The 24,923-nt window shown below is 61.0% G+C and carries 25 protein-coding genes and 2 pseudogenes; 18 read left to right on the forward strand and 9 right to left on the reverse strand.

Annotated elements, in window-relative coordinates; all coding sequences use genetic code 11:
- Positions 1–1,371 (reverse strand): amidohydrolase family protein, encoded by a 1,371-nt coding sequence (locus FJ426_RS28410; RefSeq protein WP_140560699.1) that lies wholly within the window; start codon positions 1,369–1,371, stop codon positions 1–3.
- Between the two features lie 159 nt (positions 1,372–1,530).
- On the opposite strand from FJ426_RS28410, the gene FJ426_RS28415 reads away from it, so the two are divergent.
- The 9 genes from FJ426_RS28415 to FJ426_RS31555 all read left to right on the forward strand — a co-directional run bounded on the left by FJ426_RS28415 (position 1,531) and on the right by FJ426_RS31555 (position 11,579).
- Complete coding sequence (locus FJ426_RS28415) at positions 1,531–3,102, forward strand: ABC transporter substrate-binding protein (RefSeq protein WP_140500710.1); 1,572 nt, start codon at positions 1,531–1,533, stop codon at positions 3,100–3,102.
- Between the two features lie 160 nt (positions 3,103–3,262).
- Complete coding sequence (locus tag FJ426_RS28420) at positions 3,263–4,228, forward strand: ABC transporter permease (protein ID WP_140500709.1); 966 nt, start codon at positions 3,263–3,265, stop codon at positions 4,226–4,228.
- Complete coding sequence (locus FJ426_RS28425) at positions 4,228–5,127, forward strand: ABC transporter permease (RefSeq protein ID WP_140560700.1); 900 nt, start codon at positions 4,228–4,230, stop codon at positions 5,125–5,127. Before FJ426_RS28420 ends, FJ426_RS28425 begins: the two co-directional genes overlap by 1 nt.
- Complete coding sequence (locus FJ426_RS28430) at positions 5,127–6,851, forward strand: ABC transporter ATP-binding protein (protein WP_140560701.1); 1,725 nt, start codon at positions 5,127–5,129, stop codon at positions 6,849–6,851. The genes FJ426_RS28425 and FJ426_RS28430 overlap by 1 nt, the downstream gene beginning before the upstream one ends.
- Positions 6,851–8,293: an amidohydrolase family protein gene (locus FJ426_RS28435; protein ID WP_140518195.1), complete on the forward strand. Its 1,443-nt coding sequence runs from the start codon at positions 6,851–6,853 to the stop codon at positions 8,291–8,293. The genes FJ426_RS28430 and FJ426_RS28435 overlap by 1 nt, the downstream gene beginning before the upstream one ends.
- 84 nt (positions 8,294–8,377) lie before the next feature.
- Positions 8,378–9,136: an aspartate/glutamate racemase family protein gene (locus FJ426_RS28440; RefSeq protein WP_140560722.1), complete on the forward strand. Its 759-nt coding sequence runs from the start codon at positions 8,378–8,380 to the stop codon at positions 9,134–9,136.
- A gap of 5 nt (positions 9,137–9,141) precedes the next feature.
- Positions 9,142–9,804 carry an ankyrin repeat domain-containing protein gene (locus tag FJ426_RS28445; protein WP_140518194.1) on the forward strand — a complete coding sequence of 221 codons (663 nt, stop codon included), beginning with the start codon at positions 9,142–9,144 and terminating at the stop codon, positions 9,802–9,804.
- 17 nt (positions 9,805–9,821) lie between these two features.
- Entirely contained in the window at positions 9,822–11,036 is a 1,215-nt protein-coding gene (locus FJ426_RS28450; protein ID WP_140518193.1) for a cyanate transporter, read from the forward strand.
- A gap of 9 nt (positions 11,037–11,045) precedes the next feature.
- The gene (locus FJ426_RS31555; RefSeq protein WP_140676798.1) at positions 11,046–11,579 is read left to right on the forward strand and encodes a hypothetical protein; all 534 of its coding nucleotides are present in this window, start codon (positions 11,046–11,048) and stop codon (positions 11,577–11,579) included.
- On the opposite strand, the gene FJ426_RS28455 is transcribed toward FJ426_RS31555, so the two are convergent.
- Together FJ426_RS28455 and FJ426_RS28460 are read right to left on the reverse strand one after the other, a co-directional pair.
- Positions 11,534–11,995: an Rrf2 family transcriptional regulator gene (locus FJ426_RS28455; RefSeq protein WP_140560702.1), complete on the reverse strand. Its 462-nt coding sequence runs from the start codon at positions 11,993–11,995 to the stop codon at positions 11,534–11,536. The two genes, FJ426_RS31555 and FJ426_RS28455, sit on opposite strands and share 46 nt — an antisense overlap.
- 61 nt (positions 11,996–12,056) lie before the next feature.
- A complete protein-coding gene (locus FJ426_RS28460; RefSeq protein ID WP_140560703.1) occupies positions 12,057–12,521 on the reverse strand; it encodes a group III truncated hemoglobin in 465 nt (154 codons plus the stop codon).
- A gap of 327 nt (positions 12,522–12,848) precedes the next feature.
- Here FJ426_RS28460 and FJ426_RS28465 point away from each other — a divergent pair.
- The 3 genes and pseudogenes from FJ426_RS28465 to FJ426_RS28475 form a co-directional block, all read left to right on the forward strand.
- Positions 12,849–13,058, forward strand: a pseudogene (locus FJ426_RS28465) (transaldolase family protein); the annotation flags it as partial.
- A gap of 256 nt (positions 13,059–13,314) precedes the next feature.
- Positions 13,315–14,850, forward strand: coding sequence for an FAD-dependent oxidoreductase (locus FJ426_RS28470; protein ID WP_140560704.1), 1,536 nt, complete (start codon positions 13,315–13,317; stop codon positions 14,848–14,850).
- A 684-nt stretch (positions 14,851–15,534) separates the two neighbouring features.
- Complete coding sequence (locus FJ426_RS28475) at positions 15,535–15,792, forward strand: hypothetical protein (protein WP_140560705.1); 258 nt, start codon at positions 15,535–15,537, stop codon at positions 15,790–15,792.
- Positions 15,793–16,009: 217 nt separating this feature from the next.
- On the opposite strand, the gene FJ426_RS28480 is transcribed toward FJ426_RS28475, so the two are convergent.
- From FJ426_RS28480 to FJ426_RS28490, 3 genes and pseudogenes are all read right to left on the reverse strand, one after another.
- Positions 16,010–16,630 carry a Tim44/TimA family putative adaptor protein gene (locus FJ426_RS28480; RefSeq protein ID WP_140560706.1) on the reverse strand — a complete coding sequence of 207 codons (621 nt, stop codon included), beginning with the start codon at positions 16,628–16,630 and terminating at the stop codon, positions 16,010–16,012.
- Positions 16,631–16,685: 55 nt separating this feature from the next.
- Positions 16,686–18,281: a cytochrome c oxidase subunit I gene (gene ctaD / locus FJ426_RS28485; protein WP_140560707.1), complete on the reverse strand. Its 1,596-nt coding sequence runs from the start codon at positions 18,279–18,281 to the stop codon at positions 16,686–16,688.
- A gap of 102 nt (positions 18,282–18,383) precedes the next feature.
- Positions 18,384–19,045, reverse strand: a pseudogene (locus FJ426_RS28490) (5-formyltetrahydrofolate cyclo-ligase).
- A 126-nt stretch (positions 19,046–19,171) separates the two neighbouring features.
- Between FJ426_RS28490 and FJ426_RS28495 the strand changes: the two are divergent.
- Both FJ426_RS28495 and FJ426_RS28500 read left to right on the forward strand, forming a co-directional pair.
- Positions 19,172–20,017: a LysR family transcriptional regulator gene (locus FJ426_RS28495; RefSeq protein WP_140518333.1), complete on the forward strand. Its 846-nt coding sequence runs from the start codon at positions 19,172–19,174 to the stop codon at positions 20,015–20,017.
- Between the two features lie 71 nt (positions 20,018–20,088).
- On the forward strand, positions 20,089–20,634 hold the full coding sequence (locus tag FJ426_RS28500; RefSeq protein WP_140560708.1) for a DUF488 domain-containing protein: 546 nt from the start codon (positions 20,089–20,091) through the stop codon (positions 20,632–20,634).
- Positions 20,635–20,642: 8 nt separating this feature from the next.
- On the opposite strand, the gene FJ426_RS28505 is transcribed toward FJ426_RS28500, so the two are convergent.
- The 3 genes from FJ426_RS28505 to FJ426_RS28515 form a co-directional block, all read right to left on the reverse strand.
- Positions 20,643–21,203, reverse strand: a complete 561-nt coding sequence (locus FJ426_RS28505) for a nucleoside-diphosphate kinase (RefSeq protein WP_140518335.1) — start codon at positions 21,201–21,203, stop codon at positions 20,643–20,645.
- Between the two features lie 161 nt (positions 21,204–21,364).
- Positions 21,365–21,829, reverse strand: a complete 465-nt coding sequence (gene rnk, locus FJ426_RS28510) for a nucleoside diphosphate kinase regulator (protein ID WP_140560709.1) — start codon at positions 21,827–21,829, stop codon at positions 21,365–21,367.
- 627 nt (positions 21,830–22,456) lie between these two features.
- A complete protein-coding gene (locus tag FJ426_RS28515; protein WP_224519094.1) occupies positions 22,457–22,903 on the reverse strand; it encodes a hypothetical protein in 447 nt (148 codons plus the stop codon).
- Positions 22,904–23,077: 174 nt separating this feature from the next.
- Here FJ426_RS28515 and FJ426_RS28520 point away from each other — a divergent pair, with 174 nt between their 5' ends.
- From FJ426_RS28520 to FJ426_RS28535, 4 genes are all read left to right on the forward strand, one after another.
- The gene (locus FJ426_RS28520) at positions 23,078–23,599 is read left to right on the forward strand and encodes a hypothetical protein (protein ID WP_140560710.1); all 522 of its coding nucleotides are present in this window, start codon (positions 23,078–23,080) and stop codon (positions 23,597–23,599) included.
- Positions 23,600–23,610: 11 nt separating this feature from the next.
- Positions 23,611–24,303 (forward strand): CBS domain-containing protein, encoded by a 693-nt coding sequence (locus FJ426_RS28525; RefSeq protein WP_210240548.1) that lies wholly within the window; start codon positions 23,611–23,613, stop codon positions 24,301–24,303.
- 10 nt (positions 24,304–24,313) lie between these two features.
- A complete protein-coding gene (fdxA, locus tag FJ426_RS28530) occupies positions 24,314–24,652 on the forward strand; it encodes a ferredoxin FdxA (protein ID WP_140560711.1) in 339 nt (112 codons plus the stop codon).
- 5 nt (positions 24,653–24,657) lie between these two features.
- Positions 24,658–24,923 (forward strand): hydantoinase/oxoprolinase N-terminal domain-containing protein (locus FJ426_RS28535; protein ID WP_281405504.1); only part of this gene is annotated, 266 nt, incomplete at its 3' end.

Genomic DNA, 24,923 nt, shown 5'->3' on the forward strand with positions numbered 1-24,923 from the left:
CTATGCCAGCCCGGCGCGTTTCATCATCAGATGGAAGGCTCCTTCGGCGCGATCCAGAATGGCGTCTTCATCGTGATCGACGAGGCGGCGTCCACGCATGAGGACACGCCCGTCGACGATCGTCGTGTCAACATCCGCGCCGTTGGCGAAGCGTGCCAGCCGCTGCGCGGGGTGCGCCGGCGGCCACAGATGCGGCTGGCGCATGTTGACCAGGATGATGTCGGCGCGCTTGCCCGGTTCCAGCGAGCCGATTTCGTTCTCCATCGACAGGGCACGCGCGCCCTCGATGGTCGCCATCTCCAGCAATTGCATCGGCGGCAGGACCGCATCGTTCCTGAAGTGCCGGGCATGATAGCGGTGCGCCTGGAACATGTTGCGGAACATGTCGAAAGAGCGATCGGGCGCCGCCGCGTCGGTGCCGAGCGACACGGTGACACCCCTTTCCATCAGTTCCGTCGCCGGACAACGGCCCGAGACCGACATCAGAGCACTTGGATTATGCGCCACCTTGGCGTGGCTGCGTTTCAGCGCGGCGATGTCTGCCTCGGTCAGTTCGATGCAGTGCGCCAGCAGCGAATGCTCGTCGAACAGATCCAGCCGTTCCGCATTGGCGGCGATGGAACCGTCGCGATGGCCATCCTGGATGAACAGCACGTTTTTTGCGCGAGCAAGGTCGCGAGCATTGCGAGACAGATTGTATACCGTTTGTTCGTCAAGTTCGCGCCGAGTGAACACCGGGAGAGAGACCGCAATCCGCACGCGGCCATCGCGACCAGCCCAATCATCGATGATTTCCGCGCACACTGCCAACTGGGTTTCCGGCGAAATGGTGATTTCGACAGACGGAACGTATGCGTGGTCCCGATAGACATGGGACGAGGTCGGCCGGTTCGGCCCGACGGCGAGTATCTCGCGCACTCCCATTTCGGCGATGGCGGCAAGATGTGCCCGTGCTGCCCCCGGCGCCTCGGTGCGCATGATGTCCGGCCCGCCGCCAAACAGCAGGGCAGCGGTGGTCGTTCCGCATTTTATGCGCTCAAGGGCCGACAATGTGGCCTCGGCTGCCCAGAATTCCGTATCCGACGCCTCTGCATAGATACGCCCCGCGATAGTCATCCAGGCTTCGGAATCGTCTCCCAGGCCTTTGGTCAGCATGTGACCCGCATGCGCGTGCGTGTCGACGAGACCCGGCATGACAACCATTCCCGAAGCATCGATGCGCGCCACCTTCTGATCTGTGGCGGGGGCCGCGCCGTCGCCGGCGGTGACGATCCGGCCATCCTCCACCAGGACATAACCCCTCGAGAAAATCCGGCGCCCCGCATCCATGGTGACGATGACACCGTTTTCTATCAGCAAGGCCTGGGTCATTCGGAATCCCTTTTCGGAACGGTCACTTGAGTGGTTTTGCACATGAGAAACGAAATCGAACATGCCTGCCTTGATATTGTGCACAATGTGTGTACGATATCAATGGGGATAAATGGTATCCAATAGGTTGGAAACTTCGTATACAAATGGGAGAAGAAAATGAGAAAATGCGTTAGGGTCCTGCTCGCCGGACTTGCGATGGTGATGTCGGTGACAGCGCCTTCGCTTGCACAGACACTGCGCTGGTCATCGGCCGGCGACGTCATTTCGTACGATCCGAATGCCCAGGTCGACAGTTTTACCCAGAGCGTCCAGAACATGGTGTTCGACGGGCTGGTGCGCCGCAACAAGGAAATGGCTATCGAGCCTGCGCTTGCGACCTCCTGGGAAATCGTCTCGCCGACGCGCTGGCGCTTCAAGCTGCGGCAGGGCGTCAAGTTCCACGAAGGTCAACCCTTCAATGCCGACGATGTCGTCGCCACCATCCAACGTCAGATCGATCCCGGCGCGCGCAACCGAGAAAACCTCTCCGCCGTAACCGGCGTCGAGAAGGTCGACGACTACACGGTCGACCTGATCCTGCGCGGACCCTATCCGCTGCTCCTGAACGATCTCGTCGCCATCTACATGATGAGCAAGCCATGGATGGAGGAGCACAATGCCCTCAAGCCCGGCAATGCCTCAACGGGGGTCGTCACCTACGCCAGCAATCATGCCAATGGCACCGGCGCGTTCAAGCTGGTCAGCTACGAGCCGGACTCGCGCTCGGTCTTCGCCGTCAACAAGGAATGGTGGGACAAGCCGCAGCACAATCTGACGGGGGTGGAATTCCGCCCGATCGCTTCGAACGCCACGCGCGTCGCGGCGCTGCTTTCGGGCGAACTCGACATGATCGCGCCGGTCCCGTTGCAGGACATCGACCGGGTCGCCAACACCGCCGGCCTGAAGGTTGTCGAGAACCCGTCGCTGCGCGAGATCTTTCTCGGCTTCAGCTTCCGGCCGGAGCTTCATGCAGCGCCCGGCAAGCCCAATCCGCTGCTGAACGTGAAAGTGCGCCAGGCGCTTTGGCACGCGGTCGACCTGAACACGATCCAGAAGCGTTTGATGCGCGGAAAGTCGCGCACCTCCGGCACACTGGTCGCGCCACAGGTCACCGGCTACGATCAGTCGATCGACGTAGCGCTGGACTATGATGTCGCGAAGGCGAAATCCATGCTGGCGGAAGCCGGCTATCCCGACGGCTTCAAGGTTGGACTGGCCTGTTCCAACGACCGCTACATCGCCGACGAACAGATCTGCCTGGCAATCGCGTCGATGTGGGCCAAGATCGGCGTCGAGGCCGACGTGCACGTCGAAAGCAAGACGACCTATTTCCCTCGAATGGATAAGGGCGATCTCGATATCTATATGCTCGGATGGGCCTCGCTACCGCCGATGGATGGCTACAGCGTGCTGCAAGCCTTGCTGGCGACCAATGACGGCAATTATGGCGGCAGCAACCCCAACGGGCTTTCCAACGCCAAGATCGACGAATTGGCCCGTTCGGCATCGACCGAACTCGACGAGGCCAAGCGGGTGGATATGCTGAAGGCGGCCTTCAAGATCACGCATGATGAGGCCCTCTATCTGCCGCTGCACCAGCAGCCGGTCGCCTGGGCGATGAGCGACAAGGTCGACATGCCGCAATTCCCCGACGAGTATGTGCGTCCCTGGTTCGCGCATATGAACTAGGAAAATGCGCCGGTAAGGCGTGCCCGCGCTTGCGAGGGAGCTTTCGCGGACACGCCTGACTCGGTTGGAGCGCCTGCTATCCGTGGTGGATCGCGAGCTGCTCCAGCGGTGGCGCAAGCCCCGCCTGTCTCGATCCGCGCTTCTTGAAAGGTTTTTCCTGATGATCCGGATTCTATCGGTGCGGCTGTTGCAGGCCATCCTCGTGATGGTTGCCGTAACCGCCATCGCCTTCATCATGTTCCGTTTCGTCGGCGATCCGGTCGCCACGATGGTGCGCGAAGGCGCGAGCCAGGCTGAGAAGGATGCCTTGCGCGTCGCTCTCGGACTCGACAGGCCACTTTTCGTACAGTTCCTCGAATTCGTCGGGCGCGCGCTTCATGGCGACCTCGGCACCAGCTTTCGCTACCAGGAGCCTGTCGTCAGCCTGCTGTTGACCAGGCTTCCCGCAACGCTGGAACTGGTCGTGGTCGCGACCCTCCTGTCGCTGTTCATCGGCATCCCGACGGGGGTTCTCTGCGCCCTGAAGCCGAACGGCTTTCTGTCGCGGCTGATCCAGTCGCTGACCCTCGTCGGGATATCCATGCCGACATTCGTCACCGGCCTGCTGCTCATCCTGATCTTCGCCGTCAGTCTGCGCTGGCTGCCGTCCTCGGGGCGTGGCGAGCTTGTCGATCTCGGCTTCTGGAAGACAGGCTTCCTGACGGCCTCCGGCCTCAAATCGCTGATCCTGCCTTCGATCACACTGGCGCTGTTCCAGTTGACGCTGATCATGCGCCTCGTGCGCTCCGAGATGATCGACGTGCTCTCTTCGGACTATGTCCGCTTCGCCTTCGCGCGCGGTCTGCCCCGCCGCTACATCTACGGCCGTCTGGCGCTGCGCAATGCCTTGATGCCGGTCGTGACCGTCACCGGGCTGCAGATCGGACAACTCATCGCCTTCGCCATTGTCACCGAAACCGTCTTTCAGTGGCCGGGCATGGGGCTGCTTTTCACCAACGCCGTCGGCTATCCGGACATCCCCGTCCTCGCGGCCTATCTGCTGTTCGTCGGCTTCCTGTTCGTCGTGATCAACATGGTCGTCGACATGCTCTACGCATTGATCGATCCGCGGCTGAGGACAAAATGATGGCAACGCAGGTATCTCTGTCGCGCAGGCTTCCTCCCATCTCGGTCATGATCGCTGGCTTGATCCTGGTGACCATGCTGGTGCTGGTGACCTTCGCTCCGTTGATTGCACCCATCGATCCGCGCGATGTCTCCTCATATTCGCTGATCGACATGGAAATCCCGCCCGTGTTCATGGACGGTGGCGATCCGCGCTTCCTGCTGGGCACCGACAATCAGGGACGCGATCTGGTCTCAGTCATCCTCTTCGGCCTGCGCATATCGATGCTGATCGGCGCCGGGGCGGTATTGTTGGCCGCTGCCATAGGCGTCACGCTGGGATCGATAGCCGGCTATTTCGGCGGTATCATCGACAGCATCGTGATGCGGATCGCCGATGTTCTGGTGAGCTTTCCGACGATCCTCGTCGCGCTTCTGATCAGCGGCATAGCCCGCGCGCAATTGAGCGCCGATACGGTCTCGAACTGGGCACCGGTCATCCTGATCTTCGCGATCGCCGTCAACGAATGGGTGCAATATGCCCGCACCGTGCGGGCCTCCAGCATGGTGGAAATTTCCCGCGACTATGTACGAGCCGCCAAGGTCATCGGTCTTCCCTCCCGCCGCATCATGATGCGGCACATCCTGCCCAACGTGATGAGCTCCGTCATGGTGATCGCCACCATCAATCTGGCGGGCGCGATCTTGACGGAGGCGACCCTCTCGTTCCTCGGCGCCGGCATGCCGGCCACTTATCCCTCGCTCGGCACGCTGATCCGCATCGGCAACGAGTTCCTGTTCTCTGGCCTGTGGTGGATCGCCGTTATGCCCGCCGTCGTGCTGGTCGTCCTGGTTCTGGCAGTCAACATAATCGGCGATTACCTGCGCGATCGCTTCAACCCCAAACTGATGGCGAACTGATGAAAAACACAACGCCACACGCACTCGACATCAGGAATCTGCGGGTCGAATATCCGCTTGCCAACGGCAGCATTCTCGCTGCCGTCGACGACATCGACCTGACGATCCGGCCCGGCGAGATACATGCGCTGGTGGGAGAATCCGGTGCGGGAAAAACCACCGTCGGCAATGCGCTGATGGGTTTGTTGCAGGCTCCCGGCAGGATTGCTTCCGGCACCATCACCATAGCGGGCAAGCCGATCGACATCCGAACCGGTCGCACCAAGGGGATCATTCCAGGCCGTGACGTCGGCGCGATCTTTCAGGATCCGATGACAAGCCTGAACCCGCTTTTCACCGTGGAAAGCCAGTTGTGCGAAGGCATGCTGGCGCATCTGAAGATCGGGCGCCGCGAAGCCAGGGCCCGCGCGCTCGAATTGATGAGAGCCGTCGGCATTCCCGAGCCGGAACGCCGGCTGGGCAACTATCCGCATCAATTGTCGGGCGGCCAACGCCAGCGTGTCGTCATCGCCACCGCACTTGCCTGCGACCCAAGGCTGATCGTCGCCGACGAGCCGACGACGGCGCTCGACGTGTCGGTGCAAGCGCAAATCCTCAAGTTGATCCGCGAACTTGCCGATGATCGCCGCGTCGGCGTCCTGCTGGTTACCCACAATATGGGCGTGGTTGCGGAAATTGCCGACCGGGTCACGATCATGCAGAACGGTTGCGTGGTCGAGAGTGGATTGACACACGATGTGCTGACGGCGCCCAAGGCACCTTACGCGCGCACGCTGATCGCCGCTGTTCCGCCGATCGACATTCGCCTTGACCGTTTGCCGGTCCCAAGCGAGGAAACGAAGACAACACTGGAGGCGCGCGAAGCCGTGCGCTCCAAGAACACCGGCACCGCTGCGGGGCGCAACGGCGAAACCGCGCTGACGGTACGCAATCTTTGCGTGGAATACGGCCAGCGCTCGTTCATCCCGGGCCGCAAGGCATCGGTCTTCAAGGCCGTGAAGGACGTCTCCTTCGAGGTGCGCCGCGGCGAAATCTTCGGGCTTGTCGGCGAGTCCGGTTGCGGCAAGACCACGGTCGCCAACACCATTGCCGGTCTCGTGACGCAGAGTTCGGGAACCATAGAGTTTCAGGGCACGGCATTGGCCGCCCGTCGCGACAAGACCGTGCGCCAGTCACTCCAGATGGTGTTCCAGGACCCGTATTCGGCCCTCAATCCAAGGCTGCGGATCAATTCGGCGATCGCGGAGCCAATCCTGTTCTACAAGCTTGCCTCCAGCGCAGCGGAAGCGCGGCTGGACGCCGAGACATTGCTCGAGGCGGTGGGCCTGCCGGCGCAGGCCGGCTCTCGGTTCGCCCATGCCTTTTCAGGCGGCCAGCGCCAGCGCATCGCGATTGCGAGGGCGCTCGGCCCCCGGCCATCGCTGCTGATCTGCGACGAGCCGACCTCGGCGCTCGACGTGTCGGTGCAGGCGCAAATTCTCAACCTGTTGAAGGACCTACGAGATCTTGCCGGGCTGTCGATGCTGTTCATCAGCCACGACCTCGCGGTGATACGGCAGATGTGCGACCGGGTCGCCGTGATGAAAGGCGGCGAGATCGTCGAACTCGCGGATACCGAAACATTGTTCTCCGCGCCCACTCACGAATACACGCGCGAACTCCTGCGCCTCGCGCCTTCGCTCGACCGCATCCTTTGCAGCGAAAAAAGAGAAGCGAGCCTGTGATGGCAGACATTCTGATCAGAAACGGCACCGTCATCGCTGTCGATCCCGATCGGCGGATCATTCCCGATGGCGCCGTAGCCATCGAGGGAGACCGCATCGTGGCCGTCGGCGCTTCGCAAGACGTGGCGCGGGACCATCCGGCGCGCGAGACGATCGACGCCCGCGGCATGGCCGTCATGCCAGGCTTCGTCGACAGCCACGCCCATGCCGGGCACGGGCTGATCAAGACGATGGGCGGCGGCCGCAGCGACCTCTGGTACAGGGCATGCCAAGGTGCCTATACGGTGGGTTCGACGCCGGAATTCTGGCATGCGGAGGCGCAGCTTGCCGCGCTGGAACGCCTGCGTTTCGGCGTGACGACCGGCGTGTCCTTGCTTGGCGGCGGCGATTCGGTCATGCGCACCGACGATCCGGCCTATGGCAACGCCCATATGGAAGGCGTGCTTGGCATCGGCACGCGCTCAGTGGTCGCCGTCGGCACCACGCGCCCGCCGCACCCCCTGACTTATGCACGTTGGAAGGGCGCCAGCCGTACCGATTATCCGGTGTCGTTCGACCAGCAGCTTGCCACCTCGCAAAAGCTGGCCGACCGCTGGCACGGCACCCACGAGGATCGTCTGCATCTCGCCCTGCTGACGCCGACCATGCATCAGGAACATCTCGATGGTCCCGGGGCAGGGGACGCCATCGCGCAATCGCGCAAGGTCAGGCAGATCGCCGAACAGCGCGGCCTGATCTTCACCCAGGATGGTCATACCAAGGGCAGCGTGAAGATCGCCGGGGAGATCGGCATTCTGGGGCCGCGCACACTGCTGTCGCATGCGACCGCCCTGACTGACGAAGAAATAGCGATCTGCGCCGAAACCGGCACGAGCATCGTGCACAATCCGAGCGCCGTGGCCGCCATTCTCGCGCGCTGCCCGGTCACGGAACTTCTCGACGCTGGCGTCGTGGTGGCCATCGGCTCCGATGCGACCGCGCCGGACCGCTCCGCGGACATGTTCCGTCACATGCAGCAATGCATGCACTATCATCGCACTCATTTCCACGATCCGAGCTGGCTTCCGCCGGGCAAGGCCCTGGAGATGTGCACCATCGACGGCGCGCGTGTCCTGGGCCTCGACCATCAGGTCGGATCGCTGGAGCCCGGCAAGAAGGCCGACGTCATTCTTGTCGACCTGCGGCGCCCGCATCTCTACCCGGCCAACATGCCGGAATTCCGTGTCACCTATTTTGCCAACGGCAACGACGTCCACACCGTGCTGGTCGGCGGACGCGTGCTGTTGCGAGACCGCAAGCCGGTTCATATCGATCAGGATGCCGTGCTCGATGCCGCGCAGCGGGAGACGGAACTGATGATCGAGCGGCTGGGCCTGCGCGATCTGCTCAGGACCCCGGACCGGTTCTGGCGGCACAGCCGCGACACGGATCTGATCGAATAGGCTTCAATATCGAGACAGTCCCATCAGCGATGCGGAACGGCAGCGATGCACGTTCCATCGGACGGCGGCTATAGGAATTTTCGCATGGTACGCATCGGCATCATCAATCCCAATTCGACCGTGTCGATGACGGGATCCATCGCCGTCGCGGCGCGGCTAACCGCGCAGGCCGGCACCGAAATCATCGCAATGCAGAACGACAGCGGCCCGGCTTCCATCGAAGGCCCGATCGATGGCGCGAAGGCGGTCCCGGGTCTTCTCGACCGGATCGAACGGGCCGAGCGCAGTGACGCCGTGGAGGTCTATATCATCGCCTGCTTCGACGACACCGGACTCGACGCTGCGCGGATGCTGACGCGCAAGCCCGTTATCGGCATAGGCGAGGCCGCCGCCCGCGTCGCCAGCATCGTGGCGAGGCGCTTCACGGTGATTACCACCTTGCCGGTTTCCGTTCCTATTCTCGAGGACAATCTGGTTCGCTACGGCCTTTCGCCATTCGCCACCGTGCGGGCGAGCGGCATTCCCGTCCTGGCGCTGGAAGCGAATGGCGAGGCAGCCTTGTCGATCATCAGCGAAGAAATCCAGGAGGCGCTGCGGGTCGATCGCGCCGACGCCATCGTGCTTGGCTGCGCCGGTATGTCGGATATGGCGCGGCGACTGGCGAGCCTTCACGGTGTCCCGGTCGTCGAAGGGGTGTCGGCGGCTGTCAGGCTCGCGGAATTGCTCGTCGGCCTGGAACTTCATCCCAGGCAGGATGCTTTCGCCACCTCTCGGCGGAGCATGACGGCTTCGCTCGCCGCAGCAACCCGCTCGGCTTCCACGCACAGCGTGTCGGGGGGCTGATGCCGATGGTCAAGCGCAGACTTTTGCTGGGCGTCATCGTCGCCTGCATTCCATTGATAGCGTTGGGGCAGAACATGAATGAGACAAGGCTTCACTCGGCTGCGGCAAATGACGATGTCTCCATGATCAAGATGCTTGTTTCCGAGGGGGCCCGGATCGACGCGCGCGACGAGAACGGCCGCACGGCTCTTCTCGTCGCGACCCACGGCAACAAGGTCAGCGCTGCCAGGACTCTCATCGAGGCTGGCGCGGACGTCAACGCCAAGGACGATATCCAGGATAGTCCATATCTCTACGCCGGCGCACGCGGGCATCTCGAAATCCTGAAGATGACGCTTGCGCACGGCGCCGACCTCAAGAGCACCAATCGCTATGGCGGCACCGCGCTCATTCCGGCCGCCGAACGCGGACATGTCGAGACCGTCGGCGCGCTGATCGATGCCGGTGTCGATGTCGATCACGTCAACAAGCTCGGCTGGACCGCGTTGCTGGAGGCCATCATCCTCGGCGATGGCGGGCAGCGTCATGTCGAGATCGTGAGGCGGCTGATCGAGGCCGGCGCCAACGTCAATCTCGCCGACAAGGACGGGGCGACACCGCTGCGGCACGCGCGCAGGAACGGCTATGCGCAGATGATAACCCTGCTGGTGCAAGCGGGCGCCAGATGAACAGCGCGAAAATGTCGATGACCGCGCAACCTGTAACCGACAGGCAATGGACCCTGCTTGCCCTCGTCGTGCTAATCGGGATCAACCTGCGTCCCTTCCTGACGGCCCCGGGACCGATATTGGCTGATATCGTGGCCGACACCGGGATGGGCTATGGCAGCCTGGCCATGCTGACGCTGTTGCCGATGCTGCTGATGGGCCTCGGTGCGTTCGTTGCACCGGGCATCCAGGCGGCCGTCGGAACGCGCCGGGGCCTGCTCGCGGCGCTAATGGTGCTGACAGCGGGCTCGCTGCTCAGGCTTGTCGTGCCCGGCGGCCTGTCGTTGATCCTGACGGCGGCACTTTGCGGGGCGGGGGTGGCCTTCATCCAGGCCGCGTTTCCGGGGATCATCAAGGCAAAGTTCCCGACCAGCACACCCGCCGTGACCGGCCTCTATTCCTGCATGATCATGGGCGGTGGGGCGCTCGGCGCACGTCTGGCGCCCCTGCTCGTCAACAACGGATACGACTGGCGGGCAGCCCTTGCCTGGCTCGCGGCTCCCGCCGCCATTGCGCTGTGCGCGGCATTCCGCGTCCTGTCCGACGCCAAGGCTTCAAGACCCGATCGCGCCTTGACCGGTTTTCTGCTTCGCCGCCCACGGACCTGGGTTCTGATGGCGGCCTTCGGCCTGGTCAACTCCGGCTATTCCTCTATGGTCGCCTGGCTTGCGCCCTACTACCAGGCGCAAGGATGGAGCAGTGCCGCCAGCGGCAACCTTGTGGCCGTGATGGCCATTTGCCAGGCGGCTTCGGCCCTGGTGCTGCCTGTCCTGGCGCGTCGAGGCATCGACCGCCGTCCCTGGCTCTGGCTGACGCTGCTGCTGCAGGCGGCGGGCTTTGCCGGACTTGCGGTTTTTCCCGCACTGTCGCCCGTTCTGTGGGTGGGGATATGCGGGGCCGGTCTTGGCGGAAGCTTCTCGCTTGCAATCGTCACGGCGCTCGATCATCTGCCGCGGCCGGAGCAGGCGGGCGCGCTGGCTGCGCTGATGCAGGGCGGCGGTTTTCTGATCGCCGCGCTTGGTCCATTCGCCACCGCGCTCCTGCATGGCTGGAGCGGGAGCTTCAGCAGCGGATGGATCATGCATCTCGGCTGCGTGACCGTCACAGCGTTTCTCTATCTGCACTTCAACCCAAAACGGTACGCCGACGTCATGAGGGGTTCGGAACAAGAGCAGTGCGAAATGGTAGTTTAACGAAGCGGAATGCAAGTTCTGAACTCAATGACGACGTCTCCGCGGGGTGAGCAGCAGGCGCTTGCGCCGCATCTCGGCCGTGGAGATCGGCTCTGCCGGATCATCGGGGCCGGGCTGGCGCAGACGACGATATACCTCCTGCAGCTCATCGTCGCCGGCTATGCGCTGTCCAAGCGCCCGCCGGTCGCGCGCTCTGTACTTCCCCTCCTCGGCCGACAGTTCTCCATCCGCCAAATCGCAATTGGGGTTGCAGGCGCCCAGACAACAGCCGGGCCGATAAAGTCACACGCCATCGTTGCGAAACTACACAAACATCATCACGATGATCGCTCCGATAACTATCAGGACAAGCCCACCGATAAGCATCGGCAGCAGAGTGTTGTCCGGGTCGATATCAGAATCAATGTCCTTTGTGACCTGTTGATCATTCTTCTTTGGTTCAGCCATGGCCCATCTCACATCCGAGCAAAAACAGCGCGCGTCGAAGCCGCGCAACACTATACGGTCTTGCGTGTCGCCCTGGTGCGAACGGGTGGTATCTGACCGCCGAGGAAGTCTTCGGGCATCAGTGTGATGTCGGCGAGCGTGTAGCGGTCAAGGACGTTCAGGAAGGAGGCTGTCGCTTCGTCAAACATGCCTGAAAGCTTGCAGGAGGCGGTTAGCACACATCGGTTTCCGGTCGCGAAACATTCGACCAGCGCGAAATCCGGCTCGGTTAACCGCACGACATCGCCAATCCGGATCATCTCAGGCCGGCGCCCGAGAATGAGACCACCGGAACGGCCGCGGATTGCCTTCATATAGCCGCCACGGGTCAGGGTGTTGGCGACCTTGTTCAGATGCGTCTTCGACACGTTGAAGGTGCGGGCAACCTCCTCGATCGTTATAAGCCGGCTACCGGCGGCGGCAGTGTACATCAGCATCCGCAATGCATAATCCGAAAAGCTGGTCAGCCGCATGAATCACGGCTCCCTGTCGATCGCTGTGCATTGTAGGAACCACTCACAAACCGGTCGTGCATCACAAGTCTCTCTCGACGATAGGTTCGATGCCGATCGTGGTCTCGCCGCCGTTGAAGGCGATCGCGAGACGGAAACTGTGAGCAATTCGCAGCGCGCGATCCATAAAAAGCGTCGCCACCTCGGCCGGGCAAATGCGACGCACCGTTGTCCGAAACAATATTAGCCAGCGACGGAAATGCGCCGCGCCGAGGCCGGCTATGACCAGGTGCGGCGGCAGTGGCCTGCCGTCGTATCGGGATGTCCGAAGTAGAGTAGCGGACCAGAAGTCACACATCTTCGCCAGATGCTGCGGCCATTTATCTGGCTCGATCCGATCGTGGAAAATGGGACCGAGAAGGTCATCACGGCGAATTTCGTCATAAAACCCGTGGACTACACCGCGGATCATTGCCTCGTCGAGTATGTTGGGCAATGGCACGCCGTCGACCACGATTGTTCTCTTGCTTCGACCGTTCGCGGTCATTCCGAAGCTCCTGTTTTCTCCGACGCAAGCTGGCTGAAGCCTTGGTTCGCTCTTCGATGTGATCCTCTATATAAGATATATTGTCAATCTATCTTATTGCGTGGCAAGACGCCGTGGTGCCGCACCAGAAATGGGTCTGTCCGACCAAGCGGCGAATGACGAGCCCCTGAATCCTAGGCATTTCCGAACTGCCTGGACATCACCCCAGGCCCGAGGCCGGAAGTATCTAAATTGGCGGGGAATTCCCGATGTGGCTCAGTTTCGAGAGTCGCTAACGCCTCATCAGATGACCGTGCCAGCCGGAGTCGCTCCCGAACCTGAAGTGCGATCTACGACAACGGCAAATCCTTCACGACGGAAATCCTGGCGTCCTCAATTCGCACTCCACTCCATGTCAAACAGGCGGCGATCGCAGGCGCGGATGTCGCGACCGTACCACCAGCGATACTCAGAAACCTCGCCAGACATCCACTCACCGACAAGGGCCTCAAGTCGTTTCTTGCCGACTGGGGAAAGACTGGGCAGGCGATCTTGTAGTTGTGCGCAGTGGAATCGCGGAGGGAAAGCCATCATGAAAACTGCACTCAACTATCGATTAAATTCGTTTGCATGATGTCCGCGAGAGCGGGAGACTGCGGTCTGAGCCACTCAGCCCAGTACATGACGCAGTCGGAATGTCGGCGCGGATAATGCTGAGAATCTGAAGGCGCACTAGCCAGGCAGAAGGTACCCCGAAGCAGTGTGCCGCTTCGCCGCACGAGCGGTTTTGACACGGATCGCCAAGGACGAGAATATGGCTGAAGCTGATACCAAATCAAACGGACCGGATCTGGTCCAGGGGATCGCGCTGTCCGACCTTCCGGATGGCGGAAAGCTTGTCGGCCATTGCGGCGACGAGCAGGTGTTGCTGGTGCGCCGCGGGGCCGAGATCTTCGCCATCGGCGCGACATGCACACATTACGGCGGGCCGCTCGGTGACGGTCTTGTGGTGTCGGATTCCATTCGATGTCCGTGGCACCACGCTTGCTTCGATCTGCGCACAGGCGAAGCCTTGCGAGCGCCTGCCTTCAATCCACTCGCTTGCTGGTCGGTGGAACAGCGCGATGGGCGGATATTCGTGGGCGAGAAACTCAAACGGACGGCGCCGAAGCCGCGCGGCGGAAGCGCGGGCGGGGGCCCCGAGAAAGTCGTCATTGTCGGCGGCGGCGCGGCCGGTTTCGCGGCGGTCGAAATGCTGCGGCGAGAGCAGTACCAGGGCAGCATCGTCATGATCAGCGACGACCATGCGCCGCCCGTCGACCGGCCGAATCTCTCCAAGGACTACCTCGCAGGGAAGGCCCCGGAGGATTGGATTCCGCTGCGCGGCCAGAAATTCTATTCAAAAAACAACATCGACCTGCGTCTCGATACGAAGGCCGTCGATATCGACCTGCGTTCTCGCGAGGTCATTCTGGCTGATGGAAGCAGGAGTCCTTACGATAGACTGCTACTTGCCACGGGGGCCGAACCGGTGCGCCTCTCCATCCCCGGCGCGGATCAGCCACATGTTCACACGCTGCGCTCGTTTGCAGATTGCAAGGTGATCATCGAGCGAGCCACGACTGCGCGCCGCGCCATTGTGCTTGGCGCCAGTTTCATTGGCTTGGAAGTTGCCGCAGCGCTGCGCGCGCGCAATATCGACGTTCATGTCGTGGCGCCGGATAAACGACCCATGGAACGGGTCCTCGGTCCGCAAATGGGTGACTTCATCCGCGCACTCCATGAGGAGCATGGAGTCGTGTTCCATCTCGAGGACACCGCGAGCAGCATCGACGGCAACAAAGTGAAACTAAGCAGTGGCAACATGTTGACGGCGGATTTCGTCGTCGCCGGCGTCGGCGTGCGTCCGCGGACCGGGCTTGCCGAAAGGGCGGGGCTCACTCTTGACCGCGGCGTCGCCGTAAATGCCTTTCTGGAGACGAGCGCACCGGACATATTCGCGGCCGGCGACATTGCGCGGTGGCCGGATCCTCACACTGGCGAGAACATTCGGGTCGAGCATTGGGTGGTTGCAGAGAGGCAGGGGCAAACCGCGGCCCTGAACATGCTCGGGCATCGCGAGAAATTCGCGGCCGTGCCGTTCTTCTGGAGCCAGCACTACGACGTTCCTATCAACTATGTCGGCCATGCCGGGCAATGGGACGAGATTGCTGTCGATGGAGACATCGGTGCCAGGGACTGCCTGCTGCGCTTCAAGCGCGAAGGGCGCACGCTGGCTGTCGCTTCGATCTTCCGTGACATCGAAAGTCTAGGGGCGGAGATGGAAATGGAGCGCCAAATGGCAAGGTAGCAAGCGCTCTTGGGCACCGCGATCCATAGACAGTGCAACCCGTATGGCGCAGCGGTGCGTCGCTGTGACTGAAAGGAGTTCGACTTATGTCCACAATGCAACAGGAACCGAGCACCACCAACGGATTGGACGCCGTTCATTCAAAGATCGTCAAGTTCGCTACCGGTGTGGCCAGGGAAGCGTCCGATGAGGCGCCGACCTCGGTCGAAATCTTTTCGGACAGGGGCCGCTGGTACTGCAGGGTCCGTCGCGGCGATGAAAAGACTCGGCCAATGGGTCCTTATTCCAAACAACAGGCTGAGCGGATCCAAGAGGCTCGGAGACTGTTGATTGCCAAAAGAGGCACCGTTCGGATCATGTTCGAGTAGGGAGGACATTCACGATCACGTCGGCCGGCGTACTTCTCACCACAACCATCGTTCCGTTCATCATCGACTTTTTTGAAACTGTGCAGGTAGACCTCCGGCATTGAGGGTTGTCGCGTTGTGAAGCCGCGTTGCGCGGCAGGGTGTCTGTTGACGTTTTCCCCTTGGCCAAGCCGGCATCGTTGCAGCGTCGCCCGAGGGCGCCTCTTCTGGCAATTTTCATCGTTCCACCCACCTGGTAGCCTGATCCTCCAGGCAGGACGGCCTGTCTTCGTCGCCTCGACCAACCAGGAAATTTCCGCAACAAGGTTCTTGTCGGATGGAGGATACGCGTGAAGCGAAGCGTCCGGTTACCGATGCCATGCCATTTTTGCAAATGGCTCAGGGGGTTGGTGCAATCACGATCGAGGATGCCGCGACCGATGAAACCTGGAACAGCCTGAACAATATCGTCGCCTTCCTTTCGAGCCACGGCGTAACGGCGAAGGCTGACGTGTTTCCGGAAAGATCTGATGGTGGATCAATCGCTGATGTGGCCGATGCGATGCATGCGGATCTGACCATATCCGGCGCCTGAGGCCACAGCAGGTTCAGGGAGTGGATCTTTGGCGGTGCTACCCGCTCGCGGCTTGAGAATGATCGACTGAACCGGTCATGCCGATTTGATCGTGATACACAAGTCGTGGATGCACATTGTCAAAAGCTGGAAATTCTGCGCGGCTTGAGCGCTCCGGGTTGACCGCCCATCTATAGTGACAAGGCTGTCAGGCAGGCATCGGATGAGTATGCACTCGTTACTCGCCTTCCGTGGCGATCAACATCCAATTGCGCTTTGTTGACTGGGTGTCACAGGCGAACGTCCACGTATCGATCACCTCAACGATCTGCTGGGGATCGCCGGCGACGATTGCATCGTTGGCCGAGCGTGTAACGCTGACCACGTCGGAAACGAAGCGAACGGCAATCTCAGCGGTGCTATTCTCCGCAAGAGCGTCGACGACCTTTGCTTCCTTCGTGCCAATGAAGGTGAGTTGCAGCATCTCCCCCCGATCCCGGCGGCCGGCAATCGCTCGTCCGAAGATATCGAGCACTTCCGGCCCGACGAGACGCTTCAACGTTGGGATGTCGCTGTCCGCATACGCGCGCAGGATAGCTTCATAAGCCGTATTGGCACCGGTCAGAAACGCGGCAAGGTCGAAAGTTGGGTCGATCTCTCGGATCGCATCCAAGCGTGTGTCCGTATAGGATATATCGTCGATACTGCCGGTTCGCTGCTCTGTCGGCGCATCGTCCTGCTTGGCCTTGTCGTTGCCCGAGCGCGGCAGAGTTTGGCCCCAACTGCCCAGCAATGCCCAATAAAACGCTATGATCGCCACGAGCAGGATCTGGTTGTTTGGATCTGTGGTTTCGTTCATGACGTTCTCCCGACAGAATGTCGAAACAGGCGCCGGTTCGGAACCGGAGCGAACACTAGGCAATGCGCGGCAGCTTCTCCCATTGATGGAAGGGCGGCGGCGATGGCAGCTGCCATTCCAGCGTCGTCGCCCCTTCGCCCCAAGGATTGGCGCTTGCCTGGCGTCTTCGGCTGAAGGCCTCGGCAACCGCGATGAAGAAGACGACAAGCCCGGCCGTTGAGATGTAGGAACCGATCGACGAGACGAAATTCCAGCCGGCAAAAGCATCGGGATAGTCGGCGTAACGTCGCGGCATGCCGGCCATGCCCAGAAAATGCTGCGGGAAAAAGACGAGGTTGACGCCGATGAACATCAGCCAGAAATGCAGCTTGCCGAGCGTTTCGCTGTACATATAGCCGGTCATCTTCGGGAACCAGTAGTAGAAGCCGGCAAAGATCGCGAAGACCGCCCCCAAAGACAGCACATAGTGGAAGTGAGCGATCACGAAATAAGTGTCGTGGTACACGCGATCGATACCGGGGTTCGCAACCATGATGCCAGTGACGCCACCAATGGTGAACAGCAGGACGAAGCCGAGAGCCCACATCATGGGTGTCTTGAACTCTATCGATCCTCCCCACATGGTCGCCAGCCACGAAAACACCTTCACGCCGGTTGGAACGGCGATGACCATCGATGCGAAGGCGAAGTAGCGCTGCGTGTCGACCGACAGGCCGGTCGTATACATATGATGCGCCCAGACGACAAAGCCGATCGCGCCGATTGCCACCATTGCATAGGCCATGCCGAGATAGCCGAAGATCGGCTTCTTGGCGAAGGTCGAGATGACGTGGCTGATGATGCCGAAGCCAGGCAGGATCATGATGTAGACTTCGGGATGGCCGAAGAACCAGAACAGATGCTGGTAGAGGATCGGATCACCGCCGCCGGACGGCGAAAAGAAGGTCGTCCCGAAGTTGCGATCGGTCAACAGCATGGTGACCGCGCCGGCGAGCACCGGCAGCGACATGAGAAGCATGAAGGCGGTGACCAGCATCGACCAAGCGAACAGAGGCATCTTGTGCATGGTCATGCCGGGTGCGCGCATGTTGAAGATGGTGGTGATGAAGTTGATCGCGCCGAGGATCGAGGAGGCCCCCGAAAGGTGGATGGACAGAATAACGAGGTCGACGGCGGGACCTGGCTGGCCCTCCGTCGAATAAGGCGGATAGAGCGTCCAGCCGCCGCCATGGCCGAGCGTACCGGGCGCTCCCGGAACGAACATCGAGGTGATGAAGAGGATGAATGACACCACCAGCAGCCAGAACGAGATGTTGTTCAAGCGGGGGAAAGCCATGTCGGGCGCGCCAATCATGATCGGCACCATCCAGTTGCCGAAGCCACCAATCAGCGCCGGCATGAGCACGAAAAAGATCATGACCAGCCCATGGGCACTGACGACGACATTGTAGACGCCCGGATCGCCAAATATCTGCAAACCCGGTTCCTGCAACTCCATGCGGATCAACACGGAAAGCGCCGTACCGAAGACGCCTGCCATGATCGAGAACAGCAGGTAAAGCGTCCCGATATCCTTGTGGTTGGTCGAGAACAGCCATCGGACGAGAAACCGGGGCTTGTGATCATCCAAGGTCGAGGCTGGATTGGACATGATGTGCTTCCTGCTCTCCTCTTCCGGCAGGCAAGACGGCCTCAACCATGGACGGCACCTGCGATCCGCCGTCACACGGGGCTAGGTCTTGCCTGCGCTCTTTCATTCATCCGTGACGACCACATCCATCGGAATGTCGTGCGGCTGCGGATAGATGGTTCGGATCCTGCTACGGGCGTAACCGACGCCGACGACGAGAGGCCGCCTGGGCGCCGCGGCCAGGGTCCGGTCGAAGAAGCCGCCGCCATAACCCAGGCGATAGTTAGCCTCGTCGAAACCGACAACGGGCGCGATGACCACATCCGGTTGGACGGCAGGTCCATGAGAGGGACAAGAATATTCCAGACTCCGCGTTCGAGCGGGTCTCCCGGCCCCCAGATGCGAAACTCCAGCGGCCAGCCTTTCTTGATGACGACTGGAAGCGCAATCCGCCCGCCGCGCTCGATCACCTTTATCGCCCAGTTGCGGAGGTCGGGCTCACCGCGGAACGGCCAATAGCCGCTGACGATCCGCCCGCTCACCCGACCGACGGCCAGGTCGAGAACGGAAGCGATGCGTAAAGACCTCGCATTGCGTTCCTCGGCGTCGATCGCGAGACGCTCATCGATTAGACGCTTGCGTTCCGCCTTGCGCCATCGACAGACATCGGGCCATGCGTCCTGAACGGCCGGCTCAGTGCCGTACCCCGGGACAAGCTCATGCATAAAGCATGGTGGAGAGGCGTATTCTCTCGTCTCCGGACAAACATCCTCCTGATCAGACATCGCACGCTCCATATCCGTTACAGCGGAGACCCTCGCCTACGTGGACGTTGCGCTGCGTAAAACAGGAAGGCAAACGGAATTAAATGCTGTATTGATGCAAGATTATTGCACTAATCGGGAACCAGCATGGACATCGACCGCGCGCGCACGTTTTTGGAAATCGTCCATTCCGGCAGCTTTCTGAGAGCTGCCGACCGACTCCACGTCACCCAGACCACTGTCAGCGCGCGGATACGCACGTTGGAGGAAGAGCTCGGACGTCAGCTCTTTGTCCGCAATCGCAATGGTGCGCAGTTGACGCAGGCGGGCCGGGAGTTCGAGCGGTTCGCGCAATCATTCGTGCAAATCTGGGAACGAGCACGCCACCAGCTCGCCATCCCATCGGGACGGACAAGCGTCGTTGCCCTGGGCGGGGAGCTCAGCCTGTGGAACCCGCTGCTGCTCGATTGGCTGGTCTGGATGAAGAAGGCCAGGCCGGAAATCGCCATCCAAGCCCAGGTCGGCGTGCCGGACCAGCTCCTCGAGCAGCTCAGGACTGGCGTTCTCGACATCGCGGTGCTCTATGCGCCGAAGCTGCTGCCAGGCTTCAGGGTGGAGCTCCTCGTGGAGGAGCAGCTCGTCTTGGTTCGGAGCACGGACAGGGACTCAGAGTTGGACGCCTCAAGGGACTATGTCTATGTCGATTGGGGGCCGCTGTTTGCGGCCCAACATGGCGCCAGTTCCTCTGCCTTCGGCGAGCCGGGATTAATGGTCGGCCTTGGTCCGCTTGGGCTGAGCTACATTCTGCGCGCCGGCGGAATGGGCTATTTCCGTAGGGGCGCGGCAGCGCCCCATATCGAGGCCGGGCAGCTGGAGGTCGTGGAGGGCGCGCCGGAATTCACCTATCCGGCCTATGCAGTCTATCCGGATGCAAGCGCGTCGCGAACCGACGTACAGGAGGCGCTACGTGGATTGAAGCAGGTGGTGAAATGACCGTGTTCTGTCAGTTCCAAATCACTGATCATGCGGCCGGAAAGAAATCCACCGCCATGGATTGATCGAACATGCCTTATCCGTTCCACACCATCGGTCACTCGACCCGGTCGATCGCCGAATTCGTCGCCCTGTTGCGGGTTGGCGAGATTACCCTCGTGGTCGACATAAGGACCATCCGGCGATCGCGGGCGAATCCGCAATTCAACAGCGAAACGCTGCCGGACAGCCTTGCGGATTTCGCGATCGGATATGAGCATATTGCCGAGCTTGGCGGCCTGCGCGGCAAGGCGCACCCCATTCCACCGACGCTCAATGCATTCTGGATCAACCAGAGTTTTCACAACTACGCCGACTACGCGCTGTCGGCGGAGTTTCATGGCGGCCTGGAGCGGCTTGTGTCCCTTGGCAGGCAGCAGCGGTGCGCCATCATGTGCTCGGAAACGCTTTGGTGGCGTTGCCACAGAAGAATCGTCGCGGACTGTCTGATCAGTCGTGGCGAGTCCGTTTTTCATCTGATGGGCCATGACAAGGTCGAGCCGGCGAAGCTCACCGACGGTGTGGAGGCAAGGCTCGACGGAACGCTTGTCTACCCGCTTTCCCAGCGTTCTGGATAGTCAAGGCCTCAGGCGGCCGACGGCCCCGGGTCGTCGAACCCGTCGTTGAAAGCCGCCATGACCCTGTTTTCCGCTTTGGGTTGTGACTCATCAGAGTGATGGGCGACGCGCAAAACCGGTCCGTTCGGTCGCCACGGGTCGGGCGCTGCACCCCCCGTCAACTCCAATCTCTCCCGCCTTGCCGCTTCCGGCTGGTAGACCACTTCATGCACAGTCAGCGTTTCATGGCCGCCCTGCGCGGTCGGAATGGACATGGACTGACCTTCGGCCAGACCAAGCAGCGCCAGGCCGCGCGGGTTGGTGATCGGCAAAAGCATGCCAACCAGACCGCGCATCTCGTCATGTGCGACGATGCGGGTCTCGGCAGGGCCGTCGTTTACACGATAGGTCACTCGGGTGCTGAGCGTCACGACCGTTGGCGGAATGTCTTCTCGAAACATCACAATTGCGCTCGAAATCTTCCGTTGAAGGACAACGGACAAGGCATCGCCGCGGGGATGGCGCTCTTGCATCACTTCAAGAATCGTGAAGTCCTTGGTGGTCAGTTGGCAGCTATCGATAGTGGGCATGGTGCGTCTCCAAGACGGACCCGTGAAAGGGTTCCGGCGTCAAGCATTTGATCGGATGTGGAAGCTACCCCTGTGCCGGACCAGAACAGGCCGGCGCAGGGGTCACACTCCCGCGATCAGGCTGCCTGCGTGATTGAGGAGACGGGTGGAAACGCCCATGTCTAGGCGTCTGCCGGGATCGCCGAAGACGCTGGTGCGCGCCGATCGACTGCATCGCCTTCCGCAGCGGGTTGGCCTACGGCAAGCACCGACAGTTTGTGCCGGCGCCCATCGCGCGCTGTCCACATGATCGACTGTCCGGCCGAGAGGCCGATCAGGGCCGTGCCGATCGGCGTGAGGACTGAAACCTTGCCTTCGGAGATATCCGCGTCGCCAGGAAAAACCAGCGTGACTGTCTTGGCATTGCCAGTATCGGGCTTGAATGTCACCGTCGAACCCATCTGGACGGTGCCGGCGGAGACCGAACCATCGGCGACTATACGTGCCCGCTCGAGTTCGGCGAGCAGTTCATCGGAGGCCTCCGGATTGCGCGCGGCCACGGTGCTCGCAACCGCCGACAGACGCGCATGGTCTGACTGTGAGATGCGGATGTTCGGCTTGCGCCGGGTTTTCGTGTTGTCTTGCATTTGAATACTCATGCTTCCGCTCGGACCAGCCGCCCAGGGAGGATGCCGGAATCGAGCCAATTCGTGAAAATCTTGATGGAACGCCAATGCTCCGGAGGCTTGAGGTCCTGCGGAACCATCCCATGTGGGTAATCGCACCGCCCCTCGGCTCGGGGCACGCATGGCAGCCGAGCCGGGGGCTACATTCCCGCTATGGGGCAAACCCGAAAAAGAAAATCGCGACGAATTCTGACTGCGGCGTTCATAGGACCATAGTTGGTGAAGCAATCTGGGAAGTCAAGTCAGCCACCTCGGTGCAGTTTGGCGGGTATCAATCCTAAACTAGTCAGAGCGGGCGCCAAGCAACGTTCTTATCACCAGCTCTCTTCCGGCCCGGTTTATCCCGGTCCCGCTGGGTCTTTCTTCAGCCAGCCCGAGAAAGACAAGACGTTCGGCCAAGGCTTTCGATAGAGATGGGTAGGGTCCGCGGTTCATCGCTTGAGTGCCGTCTGCTCCTCCTTGGTGAGATCGTCCCAGATAACTGTCATGAGAGCCATCTCCCTTGTGTGCACTATCAAGCCGATGCCGATCCTGGATTGTCCAGCGACGGGCTGCGACCATGAATTCATTGGGCCCCGAAGGTCTTGCTTATGGAACGGCATCTGTTCCGACAATGCCGCCTTCATTCTCCAGAACGCCGATCCGCTTGACTTCCGAGCGGTTGAGCTTCAGGCGAACGCCAATACCGCCGCCGTTCTCGGCAATGAAAACGGCGCCGGCGCTTTCAAGCGCGGTTTGCAGCGTGTCGCAGATATCTCGGTCAGGAAGGTTGATCCGGCGCTCGAATTCTTCGATGACCAGCGCATCCACGCCTGAATTGCCGGCGAGCTTTTCACGGGTCCATTCGACCAGTGCGCGAGCGGCACGGCATTGAGCACCAGTGATCATCCTCAAAATCTCCTTCTGGATCGCTTTGGGAGCGAATTGCCGCCTGCTGAAACCCAGGACGCTGGGGGTGCGACGGCCGCGTCCGTAAAAAATGCATATCGAATCCGAAAAGGAAAGGGTTGCGCCCCTCACCGCGATCGGAATCATGATGCAAAATAATTGTGCTGAAGCGGCAATAAATTTCGTTTGTCTTGCAGATAAGGATGAGTGAAGCTCGTGCGTAGCGAAACGACAGATTGGGTGCCAGCCAGCAGGTCTCAACGCTAGGGGACTGTTTGGCGATATCGCGCGAAGGGCACCTTGGGCTCGGCAATGACAATAATGGACAGGCTTGAACACGATTTCGGCAGGATCCTTTCTGGCCCGGACATTCGGCGTCATGTCGTCGGTCGAATGGTATCTGCCAATCGCCCTGACGCAGATGACGGCATCCCAATCGTACCCGTGGGTGACAATGCTCTCAAAACGCGGCTGCGCGAGGAACTGCTCCTGCAAGCACGGACCCGGCTGCCGATCACCTATGCAAGACTGGCCGAGAGCATGGTTGGTTCGCAAGCAACAGGCGTGATCCGGGGTGCACTCGAACAACTGATGGACGACGATGCGGACGAAGGCCTGCCATTGCTTGCGGCTGTTGCCGTGAACGCGCTCGATCCTGGTTTGCCCGCTCCCTGGTTCTTCCACAAAGCCGAGGACATGGGGCTGTTCGCTGGCGATCCGGCCGATCTGGAAGCTTACGCTTTCCATGCAAGGGAGTTTTGTCGCGCGATCCATCTCCATGCTGGCAACGGGCAAGGCTCAGGAACGACCTTGCCGCCGGTACTGCCGCCTGCAGGCCGGTGAAGGACAACGAAATGCTGATCGCCAAGGACGTCATGACGTCGCCGGTCATCGCGGTAGGGCCTGACAGTACGGTGGACGAGGTCGCCGGTATTCTTCTGTCGCACGGGATCAGCGCCGTGCCGGTGATTGATCGAGGTGCGCTGCTGGGCATCGTCAGTGAAGGGGACCTGATCCGCCGGGCGGAGATCGGAACAGCGCCGCAGGGCTGTTCCTGGTGGCTTCATTTGTTCACCAACAACGCGGTTCAGGCGGAAGGCTATGTCAAGTCTCATTCCGATCATGTGATCGACGTCATGACACAGCAGGTTGCGACGGTGGTCGAGAGTACGCCAGTCGCTGAGATCGCAATCCTGCTTGAACACAATCGGATCAAGCGAGTTCCGGTGCTTCGCGATGGACAGGTGGTGGGGATCGTCAGCCGCGCCAATCTGGTGCGAGCGCTGGTCATTGCCAGGAAAGGCTGGCGCGCTCCGGCCTTGCATGACGACAGCAGCATCAGGATGGAGATTGTCGATGCTTTGCGATCCGAATCGTGGCCCTCGACTTCGGACGTGATCGTGAACAACGGCGTGGTCACCCTGTGGGGAACGTATCTGTCGGAGCAGGAGCGGAAAGCCTCGATCGTCCTGGCTGAAAACACCGCTGGCGTGCGGGCTATCGATGACCATCGCATTCCCCTCGATATGACCTACGGCTTGGTCTGAAGGCCACCGAATGACATTCGTGGTCACCGACAATTGCATCAAATGCAAATACATGGACTGCGTGGAAGTCTGCCCGGTGGACTGCTTCTACGAAGGCGAGAACATGCTCGTCATCCATCCCGATGAATGCATCGACTGCGGCGTCTGCGAGCCAGAATGCCCGGCGAAGGCCATTTTTCCCGATACCGAGCCTGGTCTCGACGATTGGCTCGCGCTGAACGCCGAGTATGCGTCTGCGTGGCCCAATATTGCGGTCAAGCGCGATCCACCCGTCGACGCCAAGGCGTTCGACGGCGAAGCGAACAAGCTCGCGAAATATTTCTCGCCGGAACCTGGGTCGGGTGACTGATCAAAATGAACGCATATGCGCTCCAGCCGTCGCCACTTTATCTGGGCATTGACACTGGCGGCACGTACACCGATGCCGTGCTGTGGTCGGAATCCACAGGCATCGTGGCCAAGGCCAAGTCGCTGACCACGCGGCACGATCTTGCCGAGGGCATCGCCGGCGCCGCAGACGCTGTTTTGTCCGAGGCAGTCATCGAGCCCAGCGCGATCAAGCTCGTCTCGATGTCGACCACGCTGGCCACCAACGCCCTCGTCGAAGGGCAGGGCGGGCG

The sequence above is a fragment of the Mesorhizobium sp. B2-6-4 genome (genome assembly GCF_006441495.1).
Taxonomy (GTDB): Bacteria; Pseudomonadota; Alphaproteobacteria; order Rhizobiales; family Rhizobiaceae; genus Mesorhizobium.